Here is a 25,624-nt window from a genome sequence, read left to right as displayed (position 1 = left end):
TCTTTGCCGGCGGCGGGTGCACGGACGACTGCTGCGGGTCAAGCAAAAAACTTCTCGTGATCGGCTACAGGCCTTGTGCACAGTGGCTTTGCGGGATCTGCACTTGCCCCCAAAGACTGTGGACCGGCCTGTGGATAAGGTGCGCGCAGCTGGCTGCAGGCCGCGTCTGCTGTGCCTTTCAGGGCGGTGAGCGTTTTTTGTACAGTCGCCCGGGGGATCCGGCGCTTCTGTTGCCGCCCGGAGCCGGGCCGGGCATGCTGCGAAACGCTTTTTTATCGACACGGCGGCTCGCCACCCAGCAAGGAGAACACCATGACTTCCACACTGTTCATTACGGGCGCGACATCCGGTTTTGGCGAAGCCTGCGCCCGGCGTTTTGCCGCGGCCGGTTGGTCGCTGGTGCTCACCGGTCGTCGCCAAGAGCGCCTCGACGCGCTGTGCGCAGAGCTTTCCAAGCAGACCGAAGTGCACGGCCTGGTGCTCGATGTGCGCGACCGCAAGGCCATGGAGAACGCCATCGCCAATCTGCCGGCGTCCTTCGGCAAGCTGCGTGGCCTGATCAACAATGCCGGCCTGGCCCTGGGGGTCGACCCGGCGCCCAAATGCGACCTGGATGACTGGGACACCATGGTCGACACCAACATCAAGGGCCTGATGTACAGCACCCGCCTGCTGCTGCCGCGGCTGATCGCCCATGGCCGGGGCGCCGGGATCGTCAACCTGGGCTCCATCGCCGGCAACTACCCGTACCCGGGCAGCCACGTCTATGGCGCGAGCAAGGCCTTCGTCAAACAGTTCTCCCTGAACCTGCGCTGCGACCTGCAGGGCACCGGGGTACGAGTGACCAACATCGAGCCGGGCCTGTGCGAAAGCGAGTTCTCCCTGGTGCGTTTCGCCGGTGACCAGGCGCGCTATGACGCCACCTATGCCGGCGCCGAGCCGATCCAGCCCGAGGACATCGCCGACACCATCTTCTGGGTGCTCAACACGCCGGCCCACGTCAACATCAACAGTCTGGAGCTGATGCCGGTAAGCCAGACCTGGGCCGGTTTCGCCATTGAACGCAAGGTGTAGCCGCTGCCGCAGGCTGCGACAGGGCCGCCAGGCCCTCCGGTGGTTGCAGGCCCTCGGCGACCGCAGCCTCGCCATGGCTCGGCAGCGACTACAGTTGTACTCGGAAACACATAAGCTGATTCGTTTCAGCTAAAGGTCAGCCCTGGCAAGGTAGAATTCCGCCCCGAAATTTCGCTGCCGCCTCACTGGAGGCGGTGTTTTTGAAGTTCGATAGGAGGAATCGTGAGTAACCGAGGTGAGCAGGTTCTGCTCAAACAATCGACCGTACTGATGTTCGCCGTGGCGATCGCCGGTATCGTCACGGGTTTTGTTTCTGGCGCCCAATCCATTTTGTTCGATGGTTTCTTTTCCCTGATCGCGACCTTCATCAAGGTCCTGATGCTGATCACCGCCCGGTTGATCGCCAAGGAAAGCAACCATCGTTTCCAGTTCGGCTTCTGGCATCTGGAGCCGATGGTGCTGCTGATCGAAGGCAGCTTCCTGCTGCTGATTGCCATCTATGCCTTCCTCAACGGTGTGTTCGGCATCATCAACGGTGGCCGAGAAGTCGAGTTGGGGCTGGTGATCTTTTATGCCGCCTTCTTCGCCGTGGCGGAGTTCGCCTACTTCTTCTATGTGCGCCGGCGTAACCGCACGCTCAAATCGTCGCTGATCCAGTTCGACAACATCAGCTGGCTGGTGGACGCCATGCTCTCGGTGGGGCTGCTGGTGAGCTTTGTCACGGCCTTGCTGCTCAAGCAGTACGGGCATGACCGCTGGGCGGTGTATGTCGACCCGGCGATCCTGATCCTGCTGGCCATCAGCATGTTGCCACCGGCCTTGAAGATCCTGCGGCCGGCGTTGCGGGATGTGCTGGGCATCGCTCCGGACCAGCTGGATGAGAAGGTGCGCAGCGTGATGGAGGAGGCCGTGGTCGCCTATGGCTTCCAGGAATACATTTCCTACGTGCAGAAGCACGGCCGGGCGCGTTTCATCGAGATCCACATCGTCCTGCCGGCGGACTATCCGCTGCAGAACGTGGCGACGCTGGACCAGGTGCGCGAGGAGCTTTCCAGTCAGCTGGGCGAGGCCGATGCCGCGCGTTGGCTGACCATCAGCTTTACCGGGGATCGCAAGTGGATCGTCTGATCGGCGTTGCCTGCTGCGCGGGCACGCCCATCCCTAAGGGCGCAAGGCTTCAGGCGAAATAGTCCGCCAGCCCGCGATAGCAGGTGGCCAGGTGGTATGGCGTGGTCGACGGCATGTCCCGCCGGCTGACCGCGCCCTGGCTGTCCAGGCATTCATTCCAGCCCCGGGCATGCAGGAAATGCGCGTGCAGCGCCTGGAGCTGGCGTAGCAGGGTGGCCTGGCTGTGCGGGCGCAAGGTCAGGGCGCGCAGGTATTCGGCCTGGGCCCAGATGCGCTGGGTGGCGTCCTTGACGCTGGCCTGGGGCGGCAGTTCGAGCATGGCGCAGACGGCGCCGCTGTCCGGCTCGACGCCCAACTGCTCGGTGAAGGCGAACGCCCGCTCCAGCGACTGATGCAGCGCGCTGCCACGCAGCAGGGGTGACGAGGCCAGGAGGAAATACCACTCGAACTGGTGCCCGGGCTCGAACCAGTTATCCACAGCCCCCAGCGGTTTTTCCATCATCACCCCGTGCTGTGGCTCGATGAAGTGCTGCTGCATGGCCTGGCACAGGGTCAGTAGCGCGTCTTGCACCGCCTGGTCGTCACGCACCGCCAGGGTGGCGAGGAAGGCTTCGGCCAGGTGCATCAGCGGATTCTGCAGCGGGCCGCCGCCCAGCGGTGACCAATCCTGATCGAGGCTGGCTTCATAGAGGCCGTCGCCCCGGGCAAAACGCAGGGCCACTACTTCCAGGGCGGCATTGAGCACCGACTCCACCAGCGGCTCGCGGACCCTGGCCCAGTAGTGGGCGCAGGCGAAGAGGATAAAGGCGTGGGTGTAGAGATCCTTGCGCCGATCCAGCGGCGCGCCGTCGGCATCGATGCTGTAGAACCAGCCACCGTGCTCGGCATCGTGGAAGTGCCGCTGCAACGAGCGGAACAACGCGGCGGCCCGCTCCTGGGCAAAGGGCGCGGCGGCATCGCCGATCAATTGGGAGAACAGATACAACTGGCGGGCGCAGGCCATGGCCCGGTAGCGCTGCGGCGGCAGCGGCCGCTGCTCGGCATCCAGCGCCTCGAACGGCAGAGCCAGTTGCGGATTCCAGCCCGGGCCTTGCCACAGCGGCACTATCACCTGGTGGAAATGCTGCTGTACGGCGTTGAACAGCGCGTGCGATTCAGGCGAGGAGGCAGAGCGGGATACATCGGGCATTGGCTGGCGTCGTCACGGCAGGTTTGAGTGCGCGACATGTTATCAGAGAAGCCCCGCAAGGCGGCTTGCCAGCGAGCCTGTAGGAGCTGGCTTGCCAGCGAAGGCGGCCGAAAACTCACCTCAGCCTTGCAGGAGCTGGCTTGCCAGCGAACGAGGCCCGCAAGACCGCCTTCGCCGGCAAGCCGGCTCCTACAGAAGAGGGCAGGGATCAGCCTGCCAGCAACCACACGCCTGTGGCGGCCGAGGCCGCGCCGGCCAGGCGCACCAGCGGCGCCGCCGCCTGCGGCAGTACCCGCACCACGGCATAACCGGCGGCATGCAGGGCCGCAGTGGCCGCGACAAAACCGGCGGCATAGGCCCAAGGGCTGGACATGTCCGGCAGCTCCAGGCCGTGGGCCACGCCGTGGAACAGGGCAAACAGCGCGGTGGCGGCAAGCGCCAGGCTCAGCGGCGGACGCACCGCCAGGGCCACGGCCAGGCCCAGGGCCAGTACCGACGCGGCAATGCCGCTTTCCAGGGCCGGCAGGTGCAGCCCTTCGAAGCCCAGCAGGCCGCCGATCAGCATGGTGCCGACAAAGGTGCAGGGCAGGGCCCAGCGCGCCGCGCCTTGCTGCTGGGCCGCCCACAGGCCGACCGCAACCATGGCCAGCAAGTGGTCGAGGCCGCCGATGGGATGGCTGATGCCGGCCATCAGGCCGTTGTCGCCGTGGCCCGGATGGGCGAAGGCCAGGGCCGGGGTCAGCAGCAGGGCCAGGGCGCCGAAGAGTGATTTCAGTGTCATGAGTGGCTTCCTTGTTGAGCGTTTTTCAGGTTCGGTTTCAGGCCGCGGTCAGCAGGCCCTGGCGTTCGATGAAGGCGATGATGTCCTGCAGGCCCTGGCCGGTCTTCTGGTTGCTGAAGACGAACGGCTTGCCGCCGCGCATGCGCTGGGTGTCGCTGTTCATCATTTCCAGAGAGGCGCCCACCAGCGGCGCCAGGTCGATCTTGTTGATCACCAGCAGGTCGGACTTGCAGATCCCCGGGCCGCCCTTGCGCGGCAGCTTGTCGCCAGCGGAAACGTCGATCACGTAGATGGTCAGGTCCGACAGTTCAGGGCTGAAGGTGGCCGAGAGGTTGTCGCCGCCGGACTCCACCAGGATCAGGTCGAGCCCGGGGAAGCGCCGGTTCAACTGGTCCACCGCCTCCAGGTTGATCGAGGCGTCTTCGCGGATCGCGGTGTGCGGGCAGCCACCGGTTTCCACGCCGATGATCCGCTCCGGGGCCAGGGCCTCATTGCGCACCAGGAAGTCGGCGTCTTCGCGGGTGTAGATGTCGTTGGTCACCACCGCCAGGTTGTAGCGTTCGCGCAGGGCCAGGCACAGGGCCAGGGTCAGGGCGGTTTTGCCGGAGCCCACCGGGCCGCCGATGCCGACCCGCAGAGGTTGTGCGTTCATGAGTTTCTCCTAGGAACGAAACAGGCGGCTGTATTGGCGCTCGTGGGCCATGCTCGCCAGGGACAGGCCGAAAGCGGCGCTGCCAAGGTGGTTGGGGTCAAGGTTCGCGGCCTGCCGTTGGGCCTGCTGCAACTGCGGCAGCAGCTCGCTGGTCAGGCGCTGGGCGGCTTGCTGGCCCAGGGGCAGGGTCTTCATCAGCACTGCCAGCTGGTTTTCCAGCCAGCTCCAGAGCCAGGCGGCCAGGGCATCGGCGGGGCTGATGTTCCAGGCGCGGGCGGCCAGGGCCCAGCCCAGGGCCAGGTGCGGTTCGTCCTGGCGCGCCAGCAGCTCCCGGGCGCCGCTGTCCAGCTCCGGCAGGCCTTCCAGCAATTGCTTAAGGGAATAGCCCATCTGCCGGCTTTCCTGATACAGCTCGCGGGTTTCGCGGCTGGCCCGGTGGGCTTCGCACAAGTGCTGCAAGCGCCCCCAGTCCTGGTCGGCGGCGGCTTGGCAGTGGGCCAGCAACAGCGGTGCTTCGAAGCGCGCCAGGTTGAGCAGCAGCTGGTCGCCGATCCAGCGGCGGGCGCTGTCCGGGTCATGCACGCGCTGCTGTTCCACGGCCATCTCCAGGCCCTGGGAATAGCTGTAGCCGCCAATCGGCAACTGCGGGCTGGCCAGGCGCAACAAGGCCCAGGCCGGGTTCATGGACGGACGCCGAACTGGTGCAGGCGCGGCGGGTAGTTGAAGTCTTCATCGCCGTGGCGCGAATGATGGTGGCCGCCGCCATAGGCGCCATGCTCGGGCTGGAACGGCGCTTCGATGGTGTCGGTGCTGGCGCCCAGCTGTTCGAGCATGGCCTTGAGCACGTAGTCATCGAGCAGGCGCAGCCAGCCATCGCCCACTTGCAGGGCCACGTGGCGGTTGCCCAGGTGATAGGCGGCGCGGGTCAGTTCGAAGGCATTGCGGCAGGTGACGTGCAGCAGGGTTTCCGGGCGGGCGCAGACCTTGACGATGCGCCCGTCCTCGGCTTCCAGAAACTCGCCGTCGTGCAGCGGCGGCTGGCCTCGTTCGAGAAACAGGCCGACGTCCTCGCCCTCGGCACTGAAACAGCGCAGGCGGCTTTTGCTGCGCGCCTCGTACGTCAGGTGCAGCTCGGCGGACCAGGCGGTTTGGGGAGCGGTTCTGCGGTGGATCACCAGCATCGGGGGAGCTTCCAGCTATGAGCGATGCACAAGCCAGAGCAAGGGCCTTGCCAATCGCTCGGAGGAGAGGAAAACCCCTTTGCCGACACCGGAACTGCGCCTGAAAAAGGGGCAAAACCTTGTTTTATCTTGTTACAAAATGGCGCGCTGTGCTGATTTATAGCACCGAGTTGGTGCGCTGGAAATATTTTTGCCGCAATCCGGTGCCAGGTCGGCGCCCAGGCGCAAACCCGCACCCTTGAGCGGGGCGCGCAGAACCATAGCGGAAGCGGAGCGGCGGGTTACTCGGTGCTGCCCAGGCCTTGCCAGTGTTTCAGGCCGATGAAGATGAAGCGCAGTTGCTGGGTGATCTTGGCCTGGGGCGTGAGGTGCTCGGGCAGGGCCTGAGCCGGCGGATCGATGATGTCCGGCAGGGTGGCGAACACGCTCTTGACGATCAGGTCGGCCATCACCCCGAGGTCGGCGGCGTTGAGGTGCTGCAGCTTGGGCATCAGGGTCAGGTCGGCCGCCAGGTCGGAGCTGATGTTCTCCCGCAGGCTGGCGATGGCCTGGCGCACCGGCAGCGAGCCGCCGTATTGCTCACGGGCGAGAAACAGGAATTGCGCGCGCTTGGCTTCCACCACGTCGAGGAAGATCCGCACCGAGGCGTCGATGATGCCGCCCATGACGAATTCGTTGTGGCGCACCAGGCGGATGGTTTCGCGAAAGGTCTGGCCGACCTCGCTGACCAGTTCCAGGCCCAGCTGGTCCATGTCGCTGAAGTGCCGGTAGAAACCGGTGGGCACGATGCCGGCGGCTTTGGCCACTTCTCGCAGGCTCAGGCTGCCGAAACCACGACCACACTCCATCAGATGCCGGGCGGCATCCATCAAGGCATTGCGGGTCTGTTGCTTCTGTTCGGCGCGGGGCAGCATCGGAGGGGTGTTCTTTGCTCAAGAGGAGCGGCGCACTCTAGCAAATCAACTTTGCCGGAGTCGAACCCGTGTCAGGCGAGGGCGGGGTGGGCAAGGCTCAACAACCGGGCTCCATAAAAGCCAAAGCCCGATCCAGGGATCGGGCTTTTTTCAGGGCCAGCATGGCCTCAGCTCGCTGCTTGATGACGTTCGGCCAGGCGATCGGCACCGCCTTCGGCAACGGTCTGGCCTTGAGGCGTGCGTTCCACCAGGCCTTTCTCTTCCAGGCGATCACGGCCGCCTTCAGCTACGTTTTGACCTTGTGGGGTGCGATCGTAGCCATCTTCAGCGACGTTCTGACCCTGTGGAGTACGGTTGTAACCATCTTCGGCAACGTTCTGGCCCTGAGGGGTGCGATCATAGCCGTCCTCGGCAATGCTCTGGCCTTGGGGAGTGCGGTCATAACCGTCGGCAGCGACTTTGTTGCGTTCGATCAGGCGATCCGAACCGCCTTCAGCCAGGGTTTGACTGAACACGCTGTGGCTGGCCTTGACCTGCGGAGTGGCTTGTTCGGCGGCAGGCAGGGCGAAGGCGTTGGCGGCCAGGATGGACAGGGTCAGGCTCAGTAAGATGTGGCGTTTCATGATGGGTGGCTCCTTGGCAGGGCGATAAATTGGGTACGGAGCTAATGTTACCGCCGCTAATTCGATATAAAAGTTCATAACCACAATGGTAATAATCAACGAAATTGATTGTTTGCCTGCAAGGCTCTAGCCCGGGCCTTTGCGCCGATGGCGTTTGCACCGCAGTGGGTATTTTCGACTCACTCATGCTTCGCAACAGGGCAGGGCGAGGTAACACCGGGTTGTCCGATCGATCAGGAAATCGGTTTTTTTCGCCTGAGCCGGCGCCCGGATTAAACCTGTGTGGGCTTTATCAGTCGTAGTTTTCATGGCCGGGGATTCTCCGCCGGCATTTCACCGATGCGTCGTGATCTGGCGCTCAGCTGTCTTCAGGAGCCTCGTGCAATGACGCGCACCCGTAAAATTCTTGCCTGGACCCTCTCCGGTCTGATCCTGCTACTGGCCGTGCTGGTACTGGTGATTGCCTTCTTCGATTGGAACCGGATCAAACCCACCCTCAACGCCAAGGTGTCCGAGGAACTGCACCGGCCCTTCGCGATCAATGGCGACTTGTCGGTGGCCTGGCAGCGCGAGCCTGAGGAGGGCGGCTGGCGCGCCTGGGTGCCCTGGCCCCACGTGGTGGCCCAGGACCTGACCCTGGGCAATCCGGACTGGTCCAAGGCGCCGCAGATGGTCAGCCTCAAGCGGGTCGAGCTGCGCATCTCGCCCCTGGCCCTGCTGCTGCGGCGGGTCAGCATTCCGCGTATCGATCTCACCGAGCCCGACGCCGCCCTGCAGCGGCTGGCAGACGGTCGCGCCAACTGGACCTTCAAGTTCGACCCGAAGGACCCTGACGCCGAGCCCTCCAGCTGGACGCTGGATATCGGCGCCATCGGTTTCGACAAGGGCCACGTGACCCTGGATGACCAGACCCTGAACACCCAGCTCGACCTGCAAGTGGAGTTGCTCGGCAAGCCCATCCCCTTCAGCGACATCGTCGGCGAAAGCGAAGCGCAGAAAGTCGCCGAGAAAGGCGCTCAAGCCCAGGCCTATGCCTTCGCGCTCAAGGTCAAGGGCCAGTACCACGGGCAGAAGCTCGCCGGCACCGGCAAGATCGGCGGGCTGTTGGCCCTGCAGGACGGCCGCCAGCCGTTTCCGTTGCAGGCCCAGGCGCAGATCGGCGCCACCCAGGTCGAGTTGCGTGGCAGCTTGACCGACCCGCTGAACCTCGGTGCCCTGGACCTGCGCCTGAAACTGGCGGGCTCCAGCCTGGGCAATCTCTATCCGCTGACCGGCGTGACCCTGCCGGATTCGCCGCCCTATGCCACCGATGGCCGCCTGACCGCCAAGCTGCGCGACCCGGCGGGCGCGACCTTCAGCTACCAGGATTTCAACGGCAAGATCGGCGACAGCGACATCCACGGCAACCTGACCTACGTCGCCAGCCAGCCGCGACCCAAGCTCAGCGGTGCGCTGGTTTCCAACCAGTTGCTGATGAGCGACCTGGCGCCGCTGATCGGTGCCGACTCCAACGCCAAGCAGAAGGCCCGGGGCGGCGAGAGCAAGCAGCCGGCGGACAAGGTGCTGCCGGTGGAAGAGTTTCGTACCGAGCGCTGGCGCGATATGGATGCCGATGTGGAGTTCACCGGCAAGCGCATCGTCCACAGCGCTGATCTGCCGTTCACCGATCTCTACACCCACCTGGTGCTCAATGACGGCCAGCTCAGCCTGGAGCCCCTGCGCTTCGGCGTGGCCGGCGGCAAGCTGGATGCCCAGGTGCGCCTCAACGGGCAGGCCACACCGCTGGAAGGCCGGGCCAGGCTGACCGCGCGCAACTTCAAGCTCAAGCAGCTGTTCCCGGGGTTCGAACCGATGAAGACCAGCTTCGGCGAGCTCAATGGCGATGCCGACATCGCCGGGCGCGGCAACTCGGTGGCGGCCTTGCTGGGCAGCGCCAACGGTGACCTGAAGATGCTGATCAACGACGGCGCCATCAGCCGCAGCCTGATGGAAATCGCCGGACTCAACGTCGGCAACTATGTGGTCGGCAAGATGTTTGGCGACAAGGAAGTGAAGATCAATTGCGCCGCCGCCGACTTCGGCATCAAGAGTGGCCTGGCGACCTCGCGACTGTTCGTCTTCGACACCGAGAACGCCATCATCTACATCGACGGCACCGCCAACATGGCCAGCGAGCAACTGGACCTGACCATCACCCCGGAATCCAAGGGGCTGCGCCTGTTCTCCCTGCGCTCACCGCTGTATGTGCAGGGCAAGTTCAGCAAGCCCAACGCCGGGGTCAAGGCGGTGCCGCTGGTGCTGCGCGGGGCCGGGATGGTGGCGCTGGGGGTGATCGCCGGGCCGGCGGCGGGACTGCTGGCGCTGGTGGCGCCCAGCGGCGACGAACCCAATCAGTGCGCGCCGTTGCTGCAGCAGATGCGCTCGGGCAAGGCTCCGGTGACGGTGAAGCCGGGCAAGTAAGCGGCAGGGGAGCTTCGCGGGCGAGCCCGCGCCTGCGGTAGGCAGGAGCGGGCTTGGGGGAGGGCGCTACAGGTCGTTGAGGATGTCGGCCATGTCGTCGGCGTGTTCTTCTTCCTGGGCCAGGATCTCTTCGAACAGGCGGCGGGTGGTCGGGTCCTTGTCGCCGATGTACTGGATGATCTCGCGGTAGCTGTCGATGGCGATCCGTTCGGCCACCAGGTCCTCGTAGACCATTTCCTTCAGGGTGTTGCCGGCCACGTACTGGGCGTGGGAGTGCTTGGACAGCAGGTCCGGATTGAATTCCGGTTCGCCGCCGAGCTGGACGATGCGCTCGGCCAGCTTGTCGGCGTGCTCGGCTTCCTGGGTCGCGTGTTCGAGAAACTCGTCGGCCGCCACGCTGGCCTTGAGGCCGTTGGCCATGAAGTAGTGGCGCTTGTAGCGCAGGACGCACACCAGCTCGGTGGCCAGCGACGCGTTAAGCAGGCGCAGCACCTCCTCGCGGTCGGCGTTGTAGCCTTCGGTCACGGCGCCGTTTTCCACGTGTTGGCGGGCCCGCTGCCGCAGGCTTTGCACATCAGATAAATGCTTGTCGCTCATGTCGATCTCCTGGGGGCTAATCCGTTTGGCGTCAGGCTCTGCCGACCTGATCGCTACAGGGGTGTGAGTCCCGGACGCGGCAAAAAGTTTTATCCGATAGGCCGGCACCTTCAGTCCGCGCTGTTTGACCGGCCTGGGGCGCCGCCGCGCGCCAGGGGCGGATGCCCGTCCAGCAGCGATTCCTCTTGCAGCCACTGGAGGAAGGCCTTCACCGGCGGATGGCGTTCACGGCCCGGCACGCACAGGGCGCTGTAGCCGGCACCGTCCACCTGGACCTGCGGGCGATAGGGTTGCAGCAGGCCGCTCGCCACGCTCTGGGACACCAGGATATTGCTCGCCAGCACCAGGCCCTGGCCGGCAATCGCGGCTTGCAGGGCGTATTGCTCTTCGTCGTAGGAGCGGATCAGCGCCGGGTCGTCGAGCCACGGTTCTCCGGCCAGGGTGCACCAGGCCTGCCAGCCGTCGGCGTAAAGCCGTGAGTTGCGCCAATGCACGCTGATCAGCGGCGGTCGCTGCTGGTGCGCGAGGGCCACTTGCTGGGGCGCGCCATAGACCGCGAAACGCTCATCGAACAGGCACAGGCCGTGGAGGTCCGGGTAGTCATCCTGGCTATAGCGGATCGCCACATCGATGCTGGCGTCCTGCTGCAGGTCCACCACTTCGCAACGGGTGTCCAGGCGCAGGCTGATGCGCGGGTGCCGGGTGTAAAACCGTCCCAGCCGCGGCACCAGCCACAGGGCGGCAAAGGCCGCGGTGGTGGAAACCGTCAACTGCGCAGCGCTGGGGCTGGGGCGCAGGCTATCGACACTCTGGGTCACATCCAGCAGGGCGCCATGCAGGCTGTGGAACAACCGTTCGCCGGACTCGGTCAGGCGTACCTGGCGTGGCAGGCGCTGGAACAGGGGCACTCCCAGCCAGTGCTCCAGGCTGCGGATCTGGTGGGACACCGCGGTGGGCGTCACCGACAGGTCCTCGGCGGCGGCCTTGAAACTCAGCAGGCGCGCGGCGGATTCGAAGGTACGCAGGGCGGTCAGGGGCAGGTGGGCGAACATGACGGGCTCCATGGATGAATTGAGTTCATCCAAGTGAATGTTTACTCATTTGTGGGTGAGTCGCGGTAGCTCTAGCTTTAACGCGGAACATGGCCGGTTTCAAGGCCGCTACAGTCAATCCGTACACGAGAAAGCAGATGAGCACAATTCTTGCGATTCACGGCAGCCCCCGAGGCGAGCGCTCCCACAGTCGGCGTCTGACCGATGACTTTCTACAAGCCTGGCAACAGGCCAATCCCGGGGCAAGCCTGACCCGGCGCGAAGTCGGGCGGGGTTCCTTGCCCCATGTCAGCGAAGCCTTTATCGCCGCGGCGTTTTATCCACAGCCCGAAGCGCGGCCGCTGTCGATGCAGGCGGACCTGGCCTTGAGTGACGAGCTGGTCGGTGAGTTGCTCGGCCACCAGCGCCTGGTGATCTCGGCGCCGATGCACAACTTCAGCGTGCCCAGCGGGATCAAGGCCTGGGTCGATCACATCGTGCGCCTGGGGCTGACCTTCAACACCCAGCTGGAAAACGGCGTGGCCCAGTACCAGCCCTTGGTGCAGGGCAAGAAGGTACTGATCGTCACCAGTCGTGGCGGTGGCGGCTTCGGTCCCGGGGGCGAGCATGAAGCGCTGAACCACGCCGACAGCTGGTTGCGTACGGCCCTGGGATTCATCGGTATCGAGGAGGTGACGGTGGTCGCGGCAGAAGGCGAGGAGTCGCTGCCCGAGCGTTTCCAACAGTCCTGTGCCGAGGCGCAGCAGCGTCTGCTGGCCCTGGCGCGCACGTTCTGAGGTGGCGCCATGGCCTGGATATGCCTGCTGCTGGCGGCGGCCTTTGAAGTCACGTTCGCCATGGGCATGAAGTATGCCGAAGGCTTTACCCGGCCCTGGCCATCGCTGCTGACGGTGGTCGCGGCGGTGGGTGGCATCTACTTTCTGACCCTGGCCATGCGCGAGTTGCCGGTGAGCGTGGCCTACCCGATCTGGACCGCCATCGGCTCCCTGGGCACGGTTTTGCTGGGGTTCGTGCTGCTCGGGGAAAGCCTGACGCCGGTCAAGCTGCTGTCGGTAGGGCTGATCGTGGCCGGGGTGGTGGGGCTGAAGTAGCAACTCGGGGCCGGGTTGTCATCGGTTTGTCGCCAAAGCGTCATAGGGGCTGACGATGGCCTTGGTTATGGTCTAGCTTTCAGCCAGCCCCGCCGCCTTCGCACAAGGATGTCCCCGCATGTCCCAAGAGCTTGCCACGCGTTACCCCCTGGTACTGGTGCCCGGCATGCTCGGTTTTGTCCGCCTGCTGCTGTATCCCTACTGGTACGGCATCATTCCGGCCTTGCGCCAAGGTGGCGCTCAGGTGTTTGCGATACAGGTGTCGCCGCTCAACTCCAGCGAGGTGCGCGGCGAACAGCTGCTGGCCCAGGTCCAGCGGATCATGGCCGAGACCGGCGCTGCCCGGGTCAACCTGATCGGCCACAGCCAGGGCGCGCTGACCGCCCGCTACGCGGCGGCCAAACGCCCGGACTGGATTGCCTCGGTGACTTCGGTGGCGGGCCCCAACCACGGTTCCGAACTGGCGGATTACCTGGCGCGGGATTCCCCGGCCCACAGCTTCAAGGGGCGCATTCTGAGTGCCATATTGCGGGGGATCGCGGCCCTGATGACGCTGCTGGAAACCGGCTATCGCGGGCCGAAACTGCCGGTGGATATCCACGCCTCGCACCAGTCGCTGACCACCGAGGGCGTGGCCCTGTTCAACCGCCAGTACCCCCAGGGGTTGCCGACGAGCTGGGGCGGCCAGGGGCCGGAACAGGTCGACGGCGTGCGCTACTACTCCTGGTCCGGCACCTTGCAGCCGGGCAAGACCAATCGCGGACGCAACCTGTTCGACGGCACCAGCCGCAGCTGCCGCCTGTTCGCCCGGACCTTCGTCCGCGAGGCCGGCCAGTGCGACGGCATGGTGGGGCGCTACAGCTCCCATCTGGGGCAGGTCATCGGCGACGATTACCCCCTGGATCACTTCGATATCGTCAACCAATCCCTGGGCCTGGTGGGCAAGGGCGCGGAGCCGATCCGCCTGTTTGTCGAACATGCCCAGCGCCTCAAGGCCGCCGGCCTCTGACCTTCAGCCTTGACCCGGAGCCGGCTTGCCGGCGAACGGCCGCAGCACGGTGGTCCAGCGCTCCGACAGGACCACCCCGGCCAAGGTCAGCACGCCACCCACCAGATGGAACCAGGCCAGCTGTTCATGCAGCACCACCGCGGCGATCAGCGCGGTGATCAACGGCAGCAGGTTGAAGAACAGCGTGGTCCGGCTCGGCCCCAGGCGCACCACCGCCTGCATCCAGGCCAGGGGCGCGAGCATCGAGGCCAGCAGGCAGGCGTAGAGCACCAGGGGAATGTTCTGCAAGGTCGGCCCGACCTTCGGCGAGGCCAGGAACAACGGCAGCAGCACCACCACCGCCACCAGTATTTGCAGATACAGCAGCACCAACGGCGGCAGGCGCAGCTGCCATTTCTTCAGCAGGGTGCTGTAGACCGCATAGGCCAGGGTGGCCACCAGCATCATCGCGTCCCCCAGGTTGACCCCGTGCTGCAGCAGCGCGCTCAGGCTGCCGGAGGACACCACCACCAGCACCCCGGCAAACGACAGCACCGCGCCCACCAGGGCCCCGGCGCTCAGGCGCTGGCCCAGGGCGGCGATGGCCATGGCCAGGGACATCAAGGGCATCAGCGACAGGATGATGCCCATGTTGGTGGCCGAGGTCAGGCTGGCGGCGAAGTAGGCCAGGCTCTGATACACCGCCATGCCCAGCACGCCGAGCACGGCGATGCGCCACAGGTTGGGGCGGATCAACGACCAGTGGCCGATCACCGGCTTGAGCATGAAGGGGGTGAACAGCAGGCCGGCCAGCAACCAGCGATAGAAGCCGATCTCCGCGGGGAAGATCGCGCCCACGGCGAGTTTGTTGACCACGGTATTGCCGGCCCAGATAAAGATGGCCAGCAGGGGATAAGCGTATTGCATGCAAACAACCAGAGAATGTGTGAGGGCCGATTATCCGCCTGTCCGGATCAATGCCTATACTGCGAACCGGACAACCCGCCCCGACATCCGGACAGCATGAGCAAAAAACACATCGACCTTCTGGATTTCCACGGCCTGCCGGCGCCGGTGTACTTCCGCTATGCCGATTTCGCCGCCCACAGCCACGCCCTGGAACACCGTCATCCCTGGGGCTGCCTGGAGTATTCGGCCCACGGCGTGATGCACATGGAGATCGCCGGGCAACGTTTCATGTCGCCGCCGCAATACGCGGTCTGGGTGCCGCCGCAGACGCCCCACAGCTTCTACACCTCGCAGCCGATCAACTACCGGGCGGTGCTGCTGGCGCCGGAACTGTGCACAGAGCTGCCACGGCAGGGCAGCACCCTGGCCATCAGCGAGATCCTCAAGGCGATCCTCAAGGACTTCGCCGCCCGGGACGTGCAGATCCCCGAGGGCGAGGCCGACCAGCGCCTGGCCCAGGTGGCGCTGGACCAACTGCGCCAGGCCCCGGTGCACACCTGTTACCTGCCTTACCCCAGCAGCCCCGAGCTGCTGCGGGTGCTCCAGGCGCTGCAGGCCGAGCCGGGCAACCAACTGCCCCTGGCGCACTGGGCACGGCAGGCCCATGTCAGCGAACGGACCCTGGCCCGGCAGTTCGTGCGCGAGCTGGGCATGAGCTTTGGCGAATGGCGCCAGCGCCAGCGCTTCCTGGCCTCCATCGAGGCCCTGGACAGCTCGCGCAGCATCCAGGAAATCGCCTTCGACATGGGCTACAGCAGCGCCTCGGCGTTTATCGCGATGTTCCAGCGCCAGGCCGGCTGCACCCCCGAGCAATATCGCCGGGCCGGCCTGCAGAACGGATGAAGGTGTAACAGGCTTTGTCTACACTGCGCAGGAGGCCGTGCCCGTCGGCGCGGTGACAAGGAGAAAACTCCATGAAGATGTTGCGTATTCCGTTGTTGATGGTGGGCCTGTTGCTGTGCTCCCAGGGGTTTGCCGCCACTGCCCAGCAGAACAAGATGACCAGCTGTAACGCCGAAGCCACCGCCAAGAGCCTCAAGGGCGACGAGCGCAAGGCCTTCATGAGCACCTGCCTCAAGGCCGCCCCGGCCGCTGCCGCGACCCCTTCCACGCCTCAGGAAAGAATGAAGAGCTGCAACGCCGACGCCACCGCCAAGGCCCTCAAGGGCGATGCGCGCAAGGCGTTCATGAGTGATTGCCTGAAGAAGAAATAAACCCCGGTCGATACTGTCATTGCGCCTCCCCGTCATGCCTTGGGGAGGCTCATCTGCCGCGCGTCTCGTTGCTCATGGCGGTTTTTTCTCAGCCGCATTCCGTCATTGTGTTTATGATCCTTGGCGCTTCGTCCGAAGCGAGGGGGCGGATGTTCGACGCCTTGATGGAGGGTCAGCGCCTGGAGCTGGCCAGCAATTGCATAGGGAAGTGACGGTGAAAAGAGTTCTGTGGGTTTTGCTGTGTTGTGTTCTTGCCGGGTGTGCCTCTGCTCCCCGTCAAAAAAGCCAGGACGAGGTCTTCTCTGACGTGGCGTCAGCTATACAACAGGGCCGCGATGGCTCCCCGCAATTCCAGGATGCCTTGCCGCTCGCCGTTACCCGGATCAACAGTCACGGCGTGCTTCCCGATCGCCTGATGATCGTGGCGGGGGGAGGCATGGAGCGCTTTGGCATGCGCGACATGTTCCGCATGGTGTCTGCAGAGCTGAACAGAAAGCTGGTGATATTCGGCGCCAACCCGGCATTGGACAAGGCGATTGTCGGCGGCGCGCTGAGTGATCAGCAGTTTCCTCGGGTCTGGGTGTTCTTTGTCGGCGAGCCGGCGCAGGAGCAGGAAATGCGGGCCATCGTCGAGGCGGCGGGGAGCAAGTATTCGTTTATCAGCAAATATCAGGAATGAGCCTGATGACTCTGGCCATGAGCATGCGCCGCGCTATCGAGCGCGCACTGGCAGGCGGACTTCTGCTGATCATCAGCGGTTGCATGACGCCCCCTCTGGTCTACGAAAATGATCGCTTGGACAGCCGGATGCTGTGCACGGAAAGCGCGAAGCGGATCACTCTGATGCAGCGTTACTCCTTCGACCTGCCCGGGCCTTATCGGCATGCGCAGTGCGGAACCATCACTGGCGGGTTCACCTATGAAAAGGGCCGTGATGCGCTGTCGGTCGGCACCTCGGGATCTTTCTCCTATGGGGACATTCAGGTGACGGCTTCCGGGCTCTACATGCGGGTCAACAGCTTTCTCGATGGCTGGGGGGATGGTCTGCTCTATCCGCAGCAGGCCTTTCTTGAGGATCTGCTGGCCAGGCAGGCGCTGCCATCCCATACCGGTGTCAAGCCCAGCAGTCTCGACTGGGTGAGCATGCAGGGCTATCAATGCCTGCGCTCCTATGAGCGCTGGGAAGGGACCGCGGTGGGCATTCTCGAAGACAAGGTCAAGTACTGGTGCTGGGAACAGGAAAGCGGCCTGCAACAGCCTTTCTATGTCCATGCCGGCCAGCGCCTGCCCCTGGGGAGCAAGGGCTATGACCTGGATCAGGTGTTCATCGTGCCGTTCTTCCAGAGTCTGAAGATCAACCCCTTGCCGGCGCCGGTGCTGGCCAAGGCTCGAACCGATATTCAAAAGGCTTGTGCCCACATCAAGTCGCGCTATGACCAGAACCTGAGATGGGGCGATGACTACCCGGACAAGCGCCTGACGTTGACCCGCCTGCACTACTGCGGCTACGACGTGCCGCTGCCCGACCTTTCAGCCCCGGTGCCTCAGGCCAAAAGCGACTGAACCTTCGTCTGTCACAACACTCCAGTACCCTGTAAGCCCGCGTCCTTACGGCGCCTGCCACTATTCCTCGGGGGTGAAGGCTGGCAGACTGCCGGTCTTTTCCCGCTGTTTGTCTTGAGGCTATATGCCAGCGTTTTCACAGCGTCATCTGTTGTTCATCAGTTGGATCATCATCTTCGGTGGCCTGTTGCTGGCCTTGCCCTTGCGTCTGCTGCCCAGCCTGCTGGCGGGTCTCTTGGTGTTCGAGCTGGTCAACATGCTCACCCCGCAATTGCAGCGGCTGATCGAAGGCCGGCGCGCGCGCTGGCTGGCGGTGGCGCTGCTGGGCACGCTGGTGGTCAGTCTGCTGACCCTGCTGTTCGCCGGGGCCATCAGTTTCCTGTTGCATGAAGCGGAGAACCCCGGCGCCTCGCTGGGCAAGTTCATGGTGGTGGTGGACAAGGCCCGGGGCCAGTTGCCGCCGTTCCTCGATTCCTACCTGCCGGCCAGTGCCGCGGAGTTCCAGGCGGCCATCGGCGCCTGGGCCAGCAAGCACTTGAGCGAGTTGCAGCTGGTGGGCAAGGACGCGGCGCACATGTTCGTGACCCTGCTGATCGGCATGGTCCTGGGGGCGATCATCGCCTTGCAGCGCATCCCCGACCTGACCAAGCGCAAGCCCCTGGCGGCGGCGCTGTTCGATCGCCTGCACCTGCTGGTCCAGGCGTTTCGCAACATCGTCTTCGCGCAGATCAAGATCTCCCTGCTCAACACCTTCTTCACCGGGATCTTCCTGGCGCTGATCCTGCCGCTGTTCGGGGTCAAGCTGCCGCTGACCAAGACCCTGATCGTGCTGACCTTCCTGCTGGGCCTGTTGCCGGTGATCGGCAACCTGATCTCCAACACCCTGATCACCATCGTCGGGTTGTCGCTGTCGATCTGGGTGGCGGTGGCGGCGCTGGGCTACCTGATCTTTATCCACAAGCTGGAATACTTCCTCAACGCGCGGATCGTCGGCGGGCAGATCAGTGCCAAGTCCTGGGAGCTACTGCTGGCGATGCTGGTGTTCGAGGCCGCCTTCGGCCTGCCCGGCGTGGTGGCAGGGCCGATCTACTACGCCTACCTGAAAAGCGAATTGAAACTGGCAGGCTTGGTGTAACAGCAGCGGCAAGCTTGCAGCTTCAAGCCGCAAGCTAAAGCCGACTGCGCTCTTGCCTTTACTTGTGGCTTGCCGCTTGAAGCTTGCCGTTGCCTTTATCCGTAGCGCTTCTTGGCCTCGATCGCCAGACCGCTGCCGATGCTGCCGAAGATATTGCCTTCCACATGCCGGGCATTGGGCAGCATGGCCGCCACGCTCTGGCGCAGCGCCGGAATGCCGCTGGAACCGCCGGTGAAGAACACCGTGTCGACCTGGGCCACACCGACGTTGGCGTCGCTCAGCAACTGGGTGACGCTGGTGCGGATGCGCTCCAGCAGGCCGTCGATGGAGGATTCGAACAGGGCACGGCTCAGGTCGACGCTGAGGTCGCGCTCGATGCGGTCCAGGGCCACCAGGCGGTTTTCGGCGTGGGTCAGCTGGATCTTGGTTTCTTCCACTTCCATGGCCAGCCAGTGCCCGGCGCGCTGTTCGATCAGCTTGAACAGGCGGTCGATGCCGCCGGTGTCTTCGATGTCGTAGCGCATGCTGCCCAGGGCCAGCTGGGACTTTTGCGAGTACACCGAGTTGATGGTGTGCCAGGTCGCCAGGTTCATGTGGTGGCTGGTGGGCATGTAGGCGCCGCTCTTCATCCGGCTGCCGTAGCCGAACAGCGGCATCACGCCCTGCAAGCTCAGTTGCTTGTCGAAGTCGGTACCGCCGACGTGCACGCCGCCGGTGGCGAGGATGTCGTCGTGGCGGTTATCGACGCCACGGCGCTCGGGGGACAGGCGCACCAGGGAGAAGTCAGAGGTACCACCGCCGATGTCGACGATCAGCACCAGCTCTTCGCGCTCGATGGTGGATTCGTAGTCGAAGGCCGCGGCGATGGGTTCGTACTGGAAGGACACGTGCTTGAAGCCGATCTTGCGGGCCACTTCCACCAGGGTATCTTCGGCTTCCTGGTCGGCGGCGGCGTCGTCATCGACGAAGAACACCGGGCGCCCCAGCACCACTTCTTCGAATTCCCGACCGGCGGCGGCTTCGGCGCGGCTTTTCAGTTGGCCGATGAACAGCCCCAACAGGTCCTTGAACGGCATCGCAGTGCCCAGCACGCTGGTGTCGTGCTTGATCAGCTTGGAACCCAGCAGGCTTTTCAGCGAGCGCATCAGCCGGCCTTCGTAGCCTTCCAGGTATTCGTGCAGCGCCAGGCGGCCGTACACCGGACGGCGTTCCTCGATATTGAAGAACACCACCGAAGGCAGGGTGATCTTGTCGTCCTCCAGGGTGATCAGCGTCTCCTCGCCGGGGCGCAGCCAGCCGACGGTGGAGTTGGAGGTACCGAAGTCAATGCCGCAGGCACGGGCCGGGGTGGCGTTGTTCATGTCTTTGGATCCGGTGAAAAAAACGGCCGCGCAGCGTACGCCAGTCCTCGCGCCTTGCAAAGGCCGACTATCTGCTAAATCACCCCCTGTCGTGCCTTGAAAGACTATCCTTTACCCCCAAACTTGCAGGCATGGGCCGCGCAGCCACCCGGGATCACAAGATCCGCCCGAGGCTGCCGATAAACTTCTGATGCGCCGTTCAGTCAGAGAATTGAGATTGATCAATTCTCATGCTGCCAGACCGAGCATGCTGTGCTGCACGCCGCGCGACTTTGATAACGGATGGTGATTCCCTCGATGGACTTCAAAGACTATTACAAGATTCTCGGCGTGGAGCCGACAGCGGACGACAAGGCGATCAAGGCCGCCTATCGCAAGCTGGCGCGCAAGTACCACCCCGACGTCAGTAAGGAAAAGGATGCCGAGGCCAAGTTCAAGGACGCCTCGGAAGCCTATGAAGCGCTGAAAAGCGCCGACAAGCGCGCCGAGTACGATGACCTGCGCAAGTACGGCCAGCATGGCCAGCCCTTCCAGGGCCCGCCGGGCTGGCAGAGCCGTGGCGGTTTTGGCGGCGGCGAGGACGGTGGCGATTTCTCGGACTTCTTCAGTTCGATCTTTGGTAACCGGGGGCCAGGATTCGGCGGCCCGGAGCAGCGCCGCAGCAGCGGTCGTCGTGGACAGGATGTGGAAATGGAACTGCCGATCTTTCTTGAAGAAACCCTGTCCACCGAGTCGAAGAAGATCAGCTTCCAGGTGCCGCAGTACAACGCCAATGGCCAACACGTCAGCAACACCAGCAAGAGCCTGAACGTGAAGATTCCGGCAGGTGTCACCGACGGCGAGCGCATCCGCCTCAAGGGCCAGGGCGCGCCGGGCGTGGGCGGCGGCGCGAATGGCGACCTGTACCTGACCATTCGCTTCGCGCCGCATCCCAAGTTCGATGTCGAAGGCGAGAACCTGATCATCACCTTGCCACTGGCCCCCTGGGAGCTGGCGCTGGGGACCGAGGTCGCGGTACCGACCCTGACCGGCAAGATCAACCTCAAGGTTCCGGCCGGCAGCCAGAATGGCCAGCGCATGCGCGCCAAGGGCCATGGCCTGCTGAACAAGGCCGGCCAGCGCGGCTACCTGTTCGTGCAACTCAAGGCGGTCATGCCCAAGCAGGCGGGCGACGACGTCAAGGCCTTGTGGCAGGAGCTGGCGAAGAAGGCAGCGTTCGACCCCCGGGAAAATTTCTGATTCGACACTAGGAGGCGCTGATCATGAGCACCCTGATCGTTCAGCTGGACATGGAAGAGTTCTGTGAAGTGGCCGACCTGTCGGCGGCCTACGTGATCGAAATCGTCGAGCACGGCATCCTCGAACCTCAGGGCCGGGCCCCCAAGGACTGGCGCTTCAACGACTATGAGCTGTCCCTGGCCAAGCGCGCGGCGAAGTTGCGCCGCGACCTGGACCTGGAATGGGAAGGCGTGGCCCTGGCCCTGGACCTGCTGGACGAAGTGCGGCAACTGCGCGCCGAGAACCAGATGCTCAAACAGCGCCTGGGCCGCCTGCTGGTGGACTGAGGGTGTGTAGGCCTGTAGCCGCTGCCGAGCGCTAGCGAGGCTGCGACCGGGCGCGCAGCGGCCGCAAAACCGGGCGACTGCGGTGTGTCAGGAAAAAGCGCGTTGCGAGGACTGCGTCCTCGTTCGCAGCTTCGCTGGCGCTCAGCAGCGGCTACAAAACGATACAAACGGCACAAACGATACAAACGCACCAGCGGTTACAAAGCGCCTCAGGCACTGGCGCGGGAGACGCGCGGCAGGACCACGGTGAAGGTGGTGCCATCGCTGGCGTTGGAGCTGACTTCGATGCTGCCCTGGTGGGCAACCACCACTTCCTTGACGATGAACAGCCCCAGGCCAAGGCTGGTGCTGGGGTTGCCCAGTTCTTCGTCGACGCTGCGCACCAACGGGTCGAACAGGGTGCCCAGGGCCTCCGGGGGGATCGGCGTGCCGTAGTTGTGCACGGTCAACAGCACCTGTTCCGCGCCACCGGTGATGGTCACGGTCACGGTGCGGCGGTTGTTGCCGTGCTGCAGGGCGTTGCCGATCAGGTTCTGCAGCATCTGCTCGATGCGCCCGCGGTCCCAGATGCCATGGCTGTCGCCCTCGAAGCTCATCAGCGGGGTGCAATCGGGCTGCCCGGCGCAGGCTTCGTCCATGGCCGCCTTGGCCGCGCTGGCCAGGTCCATGGGCGCAGGTTCGATGGGCAGGCTGCTGCCCAGGCGGCTGCGCACGAACTCCAGCAGGTCGCTGACCATGGCGCCCATGTGCCGGGTGCCGCTCTTGATACGTGAAACGAAGGCCTGGGCGTCGCCGTCCAGGGCGACTTTGCGTGCCAGCATTTCAGTGGACATGCTCACTGCCTGCAACGGCGCCCGCAGGTCGTGGCCAAGAATTGCCAGGAAGATATCCCGCGAGCGGCTGACCTGTTCGGCATAGGCCGCGGTGGACTCGGCCAGGGCTTCATCAATGGCTTCGTTGAAACGGATCATGTCCTGCAGGTAGGCCAGGTCCGGTGTCTGCAGGCTGGCCACCCACAGGCGGATCACGCAGGCTCGCAGGTGGCGGAATTCCGAGGTCATCTGCACCAGGTCGAACCCCACGTGATGGCGCAGCTCGCCATGGCTGGCGGCCGCGGCATCCAGGCTGGGGGTTTTTTCCGGGCCTTCGCCCTTGGCCTTGGCCCGTTGTTCCCCGGGGCTCTGGGCGGTGCACATATCCCGGGCGGCGGCCAGCAGGATGGAGCGCGCGTGGTCACGCAGGTCCGTGCGGGTCAGGGAGTCCTGGGCGAGGCTCCTGGCAAATTGTTCCCATTCATCAACGATTCGATCAACGTGCTGCACGATAAAATCGGACAGGCGCATAGCCGGGCACCTTAGTGGGCAGTGAGTGGAAAACCGAGACGCATCTTAGCGCCTAATCGAACATTTCAGCAGCCACTCTGCCCAGTGGTGGGCCGGCCCTAGAACAGGAAGTAGCGCTGGGCCATGGGCAGCACGTCCGCCGGTTCGCACCACAGCAGGACGCCATCAGCCTTGACCTGATAGGTCTGCGGGTCGACTTCGATATCCGGCAGGTAGTCGTTGTGGATCAGGTCGGTTTTCTGCACGTTGCGACAGCCCTTGACCACGGCGATGCGTTTTTTCAGCCCCAACTGCTCCGGCACGCCGGCCTCCAGTGCCGCCTGGCTGATGAAGGTCAGGCTGGTGGCATGACGGCTGCCGCCGAAGCTGGCGAACATCGGCCGGTAGTGCACCGGCTGCGGGGTCGGGATCGAGGCGTTGGCGTCGCCCATCAGGCTGGCGGCAATGGCCCCGCCCTTGAGGATCAGGGTCGGCTTGACCCCGAAGAACGCCGGGCGCCAGAGCACCAGGTCGGCCCACTTGCCCACTTCGACGGAGCCCACCTCATGGCTGATGCCGTGGGTGATCGCCGGGTTGATGGTGTACTTGGCAATGTAGCGCTTGACCCGGAAGTTGCTGTTGCCCGGGCCATCCCCCGGCAGCGGGCCGCGCTGCTTGTGCATCTTGTCGGCGGTCTGCCAAGTGCGGGTCACCACTTCGCCGACCCGGCCCATGGCCTGGCTGTCGGAGCTGATCATGGAGAAGGCCCCGAGGTCGTGGAGGATGTCCTCGGCGGCAATGGTCTCCCGGCGGATGCGGCTTTCGGCGAAGGCCACGTCCTCGGCGATGCTCGGGTCCAGGTGATGGCAGACCATCAGCATGTCCAGGTGTTCGTCGATGGTGTTGCGGGTGAAGGGCCGGGTCGGGTTGGTGGAGCTGGGCAGCACGTTGGCCAGGCCGCAGGCCTTGATGATGTCCGGGGCATGGCCGCCGCCGGCGCCTTCGGTGTGGTAGGTATGGATGGTGCGGCCCTTGAAGGCGCCCAGGGTGGTTTCGACGAAGCCCGATTCATTGAGGGTGTCGGTGTGGATCGCCACCTGCACGTCGTACTCATCGGCCACGCTCAGGCAGTTGTCGATGCTGGCCGGGGTGCTGCCCCAGTCCTCGTGCAGCTTGAGGCCGATGGCCCCGGCCTTGACCTGTTCGATCAGCGGCTCGGGCAGGCTGGCGTTGCCCTTGCCGGTAAAGCCGATGTTCATGGCGAAGGCGTCCGCCGCCTGGAGCATGCGCGCCATGTGCCAGGGCCCGGAGGTGCAGGTGGTGGCGTTGGTCCCGGTGGCAGGTCCCGTGCCGCCACCGATCATGGTGGTGACGCCGCTCATCAGCGCCTCTTCGATCTGCTGCGGGCAGATGAAGTGGATATGGGTATCGATGCCGCCGGCGGTGAGGATCATGCCCTCACCGGCGATGACCTCGGTGCTGGCGCCGATGGCGATGTTCACGTCGGGCTGGATGTCCGGATTGCCGGCCTTGCCTATGGCGGCGATGCGCCCGTCCTTGAGGCCGACGTCGGCCTTGACGATGCCCCAGTGGTCGATGATCAGGGCGTTGGTGATCAGGGTGTCCACCACCTCGGCGGCCAGCAACTGGCTCTGGCCCATACCGTCACGGATCACCTTGCCGCCGCCGAACTTCACTTCTTCACCGTAGGTGGTGAAATCCTTCTCCACTTCGATCCACAGCTCGGTGTCGGCCAGCCGCACCTTGTCGCCCACGGTGGGGCCGAACATGTCCGCGTAGGCTTCACGGGAAATCTTCATCGCAGCTCCTTACAAAAACAGGTCTTGCAGGAGCCGGCTTGCCGGCGAAGGGGCCCGAAAGACCGCATTCGCCGGCAAGCTGGCTCCTACGTGCGTAGGGTCGAGGGATCAGAGGTCGCCCATGATCCGCCCGGCGAAGCCGAATACCCGGCGCTTGCCGGCCAGTTCCACCAGTTCCACTTCCCGGGTCTGGCCCGGTTCGAAGCGCACCGCGGTGCCGGCGGCGATGTTCAGGCGCATGCCGCGGCTGGCGGCTCGGTCGAAGGTCAAGGCGTCGTTGGTTTCGAAGAAGTGGTAGTGGGAGCCGACCTGGATTGGCCGGTCGCCGCTGTTGGATACGTTCAGGCGCAGGGTGCGGCGCCCGGCGTTGAGTTCGATCTCGCCGGGCTGGATCTGGTATTGGCCAGGAATCATAGGGGTTGTCCCAGGGTCTTGAAGTAGATGGCGGTGGCGGTATAGGTGCCGTCCGGGCTCTGGCAGTAGTTGGGCAGTTCGCCGACCCGGGTATAGCCCAGGGCGCGGTAGAACTCTTCCGCCGCGGAGCCGGCCTCCGTGTCCAGGTACAGCAGCCCGCGCTTGTGCTGGCGGGCGGCCTGTTCCAGGGCATTCATCAACTGCTGGCCCAGGCCGCGGCGGCGGGCGCTGTGCAGGACCTGGAGTTTCTGCACCTCGGCGCGGTTGCGCCCGTTGGCCTTCATGCACAGGGCCAGTTGCACGCTGGCCAGGACTTTCTCGTCGCGTACCACCACCCACAACAGCAGGCTGCCGTCCTCGACCCCGGCCTGCACGCTGCTGAGGTAGCTGCGGGCCTGGCTGTCGTCGAGATCGGCCATGAAGCCGATGGACGCACCATGCTGCACCGAGTCCAGCAGCAACTCGATCAGTCCCTGACGGTAATGGGCAAAGCTTTCTCCATGGACAAGGCGCAGTTGGGCGGCATTCATC

At 64.5% G+C, this 25,624-nt stretch carries 28 protein-coding genes; 13 read left to right on the top strand and 15 right to left on the bottom strand.

Features of this window, described 5'->3' with window-relative positions:
• The first annotated feature begins 312 nt into the window (after nucleotides 1–312).
• Together GWQ44_RS13225 and GWQ44_RS13220 are read left to right on the top strand one after the other, a co-directional pair.
• Nucleotides 313–1,074, top strand: coding sequence for an SDR family oxidoreductase (locus GWQ44_RS13225; protein WP_199011542.1), 762 nt, complete (start codon nucleotides 313–315; stop codon nucleotides 1,072–1,074).
• A gap of 222 nt (nucleotides 1,075–1,296) precedes the next feature.
• Nucleotides 1,297–2,202: a cation transporter gene (locus GWQ44_RS13220; protein ID WP_275927530.1), complete on the top strand. Its 906-nt coding sequence runs from the start codon at nucleotides 1,297–1,299 to the stop codon at nucleotides 2,200–2,202.
• A gap of 49 nt (nucleotides 2,203–2,251) precedes the next feature.
• Here GWQ44_RS13220 and GWQ44_RS13215 read toward each other — a convergent pair whose 3' ends face one another.
• From GWQ44_RS13215 to GWQ44_RS13185, 7 genes are all read right to left on the bottom strand, one after another.
• Nucleotides 2,252–3,391 (bottom strand): AGE family epimerase/isomerase, encoded by a 1,140-nt coding sequence (locus tag GWQ44_RS13215; protein ID WP_275927529.1) that lies wholly within the window; start codon nucleotides 3,389–3,391, stop codon nucleotides 2,252–2,254.
• 208 nt (nucleotides 3,392–3,599) lie between these two features.
• Complete coding sequence (locus GWQ44_RS13210) at nucleotides 3,600–4,172, bottom strand: HupE/UreJ family protein (RefSeq protein WP_275927528.1); 573 nt, start codon at nucleotides 4,170–4,172, stop codon at nucleotides 3,600–3,602.
• A 37-nt stretch (nucleotides 4,173–4,209) separates the two neighbouring features.
• The gene (gene ureG, locus GWQ44_RS13205; protein WP_103739548.1) at nucleotides 4,210–4,824 is read right to left on the bottom strand and encodes an urease accessory protein UreG; all 615 of its coding nucleotides are present in this window, start codon (nucleotides 4,822–4,824) and stop codon (nucleotides 4,210–4,212) included.
• Between the two features lie 9 nt (nucleotides 4,825–4,833).
• On the bottom strand, nucleotides 4,834–5,508 hold the full coding sequence (locus tag GWQ44_RS13200) for an urease accessory protein UreF (protein ID WP_275927527.1): 675 nt from the start codon (nucleotides 5,506–5,508) through the stop codon (nucleotides 4,834–4,836).
• Nucleotides 5,505–6,005: an urease accessory protein UreE gene (gene ureE, locus GWQ44_RS13195; RefSeq protein WP_060842341.1), complete on the bottom strand. Its 501-nt coding sequence runs from the start codon at nucleotides 6,003–6,005 to the stop codon at nucleotides 5,505–5,507. Before ureE ends, GWQ44_RS13200 begins: the two co-directional genes overlap by 4 nt.
• 281 nt (nucleotides 6,006–6,286) lie before the next feature.
• Nucleotides 6,287–6,919 (bottom strand): TetR family transcriptional regulator, encoded by a 633-nt coding sequence (locus tag GWQ44_RS13190; protein WP_016967858.1) that lies wholly within the window; start codon nucleotides 6,917–6,919, stop codon nucleotides 6,287–6,289.
• Nucleotides 6,920–7,086: 167 nt separating this feature from the next.
• Nucleotides 7,087–7,542 carry a hypothetical protein gene (locus tag GWQ44_RS13185; protein WP_275927526.1) on the bottom strand — a complete coding sequence of 152 codons (456 nt, stop codon included), beginning with the start codon at nucleotides 7,540–7,542 and terminating at the stop codon, nucleotides 7,087–7,089.
• A 384-nt stretch (nucleotides 7,543–7,926) separates the two neighbouring features.
• Here GWQ44_RS13185 and GWQ44_RS13180 point away from each other — a divergent pair, with 384 nt between their 5' ends.
• Complete coding sequence (locus GWQ44_RS13180; RefSeq protein ID WP_275927525.1) at nucleotides 7,927–10,002, top strand: AsmA family protein; 2,076 nt, start codon at nucleotides 7,927–7,929, stop codon at nucleotides 10,000–10,002.
• A gap of 66 nt (nucleotides 10,003–10,068) precedes the next feature.
• Here the strand turns inward: GWQ44_RS13180 and GWQ44_RS13175 are convergent, their stop codons facing one another.
• Together GWQ44_RS13175 and GWQ44_RS13170 are read right to left on the bottom strand one after the other, a co-directional pair.
• Entirely contained in the window at nucleotides 10,069–10,599 is a 531-nt protein-coding gene (locus tag GWQ44_RS13175; RefSeq protein WP_016967852.1) for a ferritin-like domain-containing protein, read from the bottom strand.
• 110 nt (nucleotides 10,600–10,709) lie between these two features.
• Nucleotides 10,710–11,663, bottom strand: coding sequence for a LysR substrate-binding domain-containing protein (locus GWQ44_RS13170; RefSeq protein ID WP_275927713.1), 954 nt, complete (start codon nucleotides 11,661–11,663; stop codon nucleotides 10,710–10,712).
• Between the two features lie 125 nt (nucleotides 11,664–11,788).
• Between GWQ44_RS13170 and GWQ44_RS13165 the strand changes: the two genes are divergently transcribed.
• The 3 genes from GWQ44_RS13165 to GWQ44_RS13155 all read left to right on the top strand — a co-directional run bounded on the left by GWQ44_RS13165 (nucleotide 11,789) and on the right by GWQ44_RS13155 (nucleotide 13,751).
• Nucleotides 11,789–12,427: an NAD(P)H-dependent oxidoreductase gene (locus tag GWQ44_RS13165; RefSeq protein WP_275927524.1), complete on the top strand. Its 639-nt coding sequence runs from the start codon at nucleotides 11,789–11,791 to the stop codon at nucleotides 12,425–12,427.
• Between the two features lie 9 nt (nucleotides 12,428–12,436).
• The gene (locus GWQ44_RS13160) at nucleotides 12,437–12,742 is read left to right on the top strand and encodes a multidrug efflux SMR transporter (RefSeq protein WP_179598449.1); all 306 of its coding nucleotides are present in this window, start codon (nucleotides 12,437–12,439) and stop codon (nucleotides 12,740–12,742) included.
• A 118-nt stretch (nucleotides 12,743–12,860) separates the two neighbouring features.
• Nucleotides 12,861–13,751: a triacylglycerol lipase gene (locus GWQ44_RS13155; RefSeq protein WP_275927523.1), complete on the top strand. Its 891-nt coding sequence runs from the start codon at nucleotides 12,861–12,863 to the stop codon at nucleotides 13,749–13,751.
• 3 nt (nucleotides 13,752–13,754) lie between these two features.
• On the opposite strand, the gene GWQ44_RS13150 is transcribed toward GWQ44_RS13155, so the two are convergent.
• Nucleotides 13,755–14,657 (bottom strand): DMT family transporter, encoded by a 903-nt coding sequence (locus tag GWQ44_RS13150; RefSeq protein ID WP_275927522.1) that lies wholly within the window; start codon nucleotides 14,655–14,657, stop codon nucleotides 13,755–13,757.
• A gap of 96 nt (nucleotides 14,658–14,753) precedes the next feature.
• Here GWQ44_RS13150 and GWQ44_RS13145 point away from each other — a divergent pair, with 96 nt between their 5' ends.
• The 5 genes from GWQ44_RS13145 (at nucleotide 14,754) to GWQ44_RS13125 (ending at nucleotide 18,611) form a co-directional block, all read left to right on the top strand.
• Complete coding sequence (locus tag GWQ44_RS13145; RefSeq protein WP_275927521.1) at nucleotides 14,754–15,542, top strand: helix-turn-helix transcriptional regulator; 789 nt, start codon at nucleotides 14,754–14,756, stop codon at nucleotides 15,540–15,542.
• Nucleotides 15,543–15,613: 71 nt separating this feature from the next.
• Nucleotides 15,614–15,913, top strand: coding sequence for a PsiF family protein (locus GWQ44_RS13140; protein WP_103739539.1), 300 nt, complete (start codon nucleotides 15,614–15,616; stop codon nucleotides 15,911–15,913).
• A 214-nt stretch (nucleotides 15,914–16,127) separates the two neighbouring features.
• Entirely contained in the window at nucleotides 16,128–16,592 is a 465-nt protein-coding gene (locus GWQ44_RS13135) for a hypothetical protein (RefSeq protein WP_275927520.1), read from the top strand.
• Nucleotides 16,589–17,476 (top strand): hypothetical protein, encoded by an 888-nt coding sequence (locus GWQ44_RS13130; protein ID WP_275927519.1) that lies wholly within the window; start codon nucleotides 16,589–16,591, stop codon nucleotides 17,474–17,476. Before GWQ44_RS13135 ends, GWQ44_RS13130 begins: the two co-directional genes overlap by 4 nt.
• A gap of 124 nt (nucleotides 17,477–17,600) precedes the next feature.
• Nucleotides 17,601–18,611 carry a membrane protein gene (locus GWQ44_RS13125; protein ID WP_016967043.1) on the top strand — a complete coding sequence of 337 codons (1,011 nt, stop codon included), beginning with the start codon at nucleotides 17,601–17,603 and terminating at the stop codon, nucleotides 18,609–18,611.
• 95 nt (nucleotides 18,612–18,706) lie between these two features.
• On the opposite strand, the gene GWQ44_RS13120 is transcribed toward GWQ44_RS13125, so the two are convergent.
• Complete coding sequence (locus tag GWQ44_RS13120; protein WP_275927518.1) at nucleotides 18,707–19,972, bottom strand: Hsp70 family protein; 1,266 nt, start codon at nucleotides 19,970–19,972, stop codon at nucleotides 18,707–18,709.
• A 297-nt stretch (nucleotides 19,973–20,269) separates the two neighbouring features.
• On the opposite strand from GWQ44_RS13120, the gene GWQ44_RS13115 reads away from it, so the two are divergent.
• Nucleotides 20,270–21,211 carry a DnaJ C-terminal domain-containing protein gene (locus tag GWQ44_RS13115; protein WP_011058996.1) on the top strand — a complete coding sequence of 314 codons (942 nt, stop codon included), beginning with the start codon at nucleotides 20,270–20,272 and terminating at the stop codon, nucleotides 21,209–21,211.
• A gap of 23 nt (nucleotides 21,212–21,234) precedes the next feature.
• A complete protein-coding gene (locus tag GWQ44_RS13110) occupies nucleotides 21,235–21,537 on the top strand; it encodes a chaperone modulator CbpM (RefSeq protein WP_011058997.1) in 303 nt (100 codons plus the stop codon).
• 209 nt (nucleotides 21,538–21,746) lie between these two features.
• On the opposite strand, the gene GWQ44_RS13105 is transcribed toward GWQ44_RS13110, so the two are convergent.
• The 4 genes from GWQ44_RS13105 to GWQ44_RS13090 form a co-directional block, all read right to left on the bottom strand.
• On the bottom strand, nucleotides 21,747–22,880 hold the full coding sequence (locus GWQ44_RS13105) for a HAMP domain-containing sensor histidine kinase (protein ID WP_011058998.1): 1,134 nt from the start codon (nucleotides 22,878–22,880) through the stop codon (nucleotides 21,747–21,749).
• A gap of 98 nt (nucleotides 22,881–22,978) precedes the next feature.
• Entirely contained in the window at nucleotides 22,979–24,679 is a 1,701-nt protein-coding gene (ureC, locus tag GWQ44_RS13100) for an urease subunit alpha (RefSeq protein WP_011058999.1), read from the bottom strand.
• A 108-nt stretch (nucleotides 24,680–24,787) separates the two neighbouring features.
• Nucleotides 24,788–25,093, bottom strand: coding sequence for an urease subunit beta (locus tag GWQ44_RS13095; protein ID WP_011059000.1), 306 nt, complete (start codon nucleotides 25,091–25,093; stop codon nucleotides 24,788–24,790).
• Nucleotides 25,090–25,623, bottom strand: coding sequence for a GNAT family N-acetyltransferase (locus GWQ44_RS13090; RefSeq protein WP_011059001.1), 534 nt, complete (start codon nucleotides 25,621–25,623; stop codon nucleotides 25,090–25,092). The genes GWQ44_RS13095 and GWQ44_RS13090 overlap by 4 nt, the downstream gene beginning before the upstream one ends.
• Nucleotide 25,624 lies beyond the last annotated feature (1 nt).

It is taken from the genome of Pseudomonas sp. 3MA1 (assembly GCF_029237275.1).
Taxonomy (GTDB): Bacteria; Pseudomonadota; Gammaproteobacteria; order Pseudomonadales; family Pseudomonadaceae; genus Aquipseudomonas; species Aquipseudomonas fluorescens_AP.
This window is presented reverse-complemented; position numbering and strand designations above follow the sequence as displayed.

Coding starts and splice junctions, on each gene's coding strand:
- GWQ44_RS13185 (WP_275927526.1), bottom strand. CDS start 7,542: ATGAAACGCCACATCTTACTGAGCCTGACCCTGTCCATCCTGGCCGCC.
- GWQ44_RS13200 (WP_275927527.1), bottom strand. CDS start 5,508: ATGAACCCGGCCTGGGCCTTGTTGCGCCTGGCCAGCCCGCAGTTGCCG.
- GWQ44_RS13165 (WP_275927524.1), top strand. CDS start 11,789: ATGAGCACAATTCTTGCGATTCACGGCAGCCCCCGAGGCGAGCGCTCC.
- GWQ44_RS13155 (WP_275927523.1), top strand. CDS start 12,861: ATGTCCCAAGAGCTTGCCACGCGTTACCCCCTGGTACTGGTGCCCGGC.
- GWQ44_RS13190 (WP_016967858.1), bottom strand. CDS start 6,919: ATGCTGCCCCGCGCCGAACAGAAGCAACAGACCCGCAATGCCTTGATG.
- GWQ44_RS13180 (WP_275927525.1), top strand. CDS start 7,927: ATGACGCGCACCCGTAAAATTCTTGCCTGGACCCTCTCCGGTCTGATC.
- GWQ44_RS13090 (WP_011059001.1), bottom strand. CDS start 25,623: ATGAATGCCGCCCAACTGCGCCTTGTCCATGGAGAAAGCTTTGCCCAT.
- GWQ44_RS13120 (WP_275927518.1), bottom strand. CDS start 19,972: ATGAACAACGCCACCCCGGCCCGTGCCTGCGGCATTGACTTCGGTACC.
- GWQ44_RS13175 (WP_016967852.1), bottom strand. CDS start 10,599: ATGAGCGACAAGCATTTATCTGATGTGCAAAGCCTGCGGCAGCGGGCC.
- GWQ44_RS13145 (WP_275927521.1), top strand. CDS start 14,754: ATGAGCAAAAAACACATCGACCTTCTGGATTTCCACGGCCTGCCGGCG.
- GWQ44_RS13215 (WP_275927529.1), bottom strand. CDS start 3,391: ATGCCCGATGTATCCCGCTCTGCCTCCTCGCCTGAATCGCACGCGCTG.
- GWQ44_RS13125 (WP_016967043.1), top strand. CDS start 17,601: ATGCCAGCGTTTTCACAGCGTCATCTGTTGTTCATCAGTTGGATCATC.
- GWQ44_RS13105 (WP_011058998.1), bottom strand. CDS start 22,880: ATGCGCCTGTCCGATTTTATCGTGCAGCACGTTGATCGAATCGTTGAT.
- GWQ44_RS13095 (WP_011059000.1), bottom strand. CDS start 25,093: ATGATTCCTGGCCAATACCAGATCCAGCCCGGCGAGATCGAACTCAAC.
- GWQ44_RS13210 (WP_275927528.1), bottom strand. CDS start 4,172: ATGACACTGAAATCACTCTTCGGCGCCCTGGCCCTGCTGCTGACCCCG.
- ureG (WP_103739548.1), bottom strand. CDS start 4,824: ATGAACGCACAACCTCTGCGGGTCGGCATCGGCGGCCCGGTGGGCTCC.
- GWQ44_RS13160 (WP_179598449.1), top strand. CDS start 12,437: ATGGCCTGGATATGCCTGCTGCTGGCGGCGGCCTTTGAAGTCACGTTC.
- GWQ44_RS13140 (WP_103739539.1), top strand. CDS start 15,614: ATGAAGATGTTGCGTATTCCGTTGTTGATGGTGGGCCTGTTGCTGTGC.
- GWQ44_RS13110 (WP_011058997.1), top strand. CDS start 21,235: ATGAGCACCCTGATCGTTCAGCTGGACATGGAAGAGTTCTGTGAAGTG.
- GWQ44_RS13150 (WP_275927522.1), bottom strand. CDS start 14,657: ATGCAATACGCTTATCCCCTGCTGGCCATCTTTATCTGGGCCGGCAAT.
- GWQ44_RS13225 (WP_199011542.1), top strand. CDS start 313: ATGACTTCCACACTGTTCATTACGGGCGCGACATCCGGTTTTGGCGAA.
- GWQ44_RS13115 (WP_011058996.1), top strand. CDS start 20,270: ATGGACTTCAAAGACTATTACAAGATTCTCGGCGTGGAGCCGACAGCG.
- GWQ44_RS13170 (WP_275927713.1), bottom strand. CDS start 11,663: ATGGAGCCCGTCATGTTCGCCCACCTGCCCCTGACCGCCCTGCGTACC.
- ureC (WP_011058999.1), bottom strand. CDS start 24,679: ATGAAGATTTCCCGTGAAGCCTACGCGGACATGTTCGGCCCCACCGTG.
- GWQ44_RS13130 (WP_275927519.1), top strand. CDS start 16,589: ATGAGCCTGATGACTCTGGCCATGAGCATGCGCCGCGCTATCGAGCGC.
- ureE (WP_060842341.1), bottom strand. CDS start 6,005: ATGCTGGTGATCCACCGCAGAACCGCTCCCCAAACCGCCTGGTCCGCC.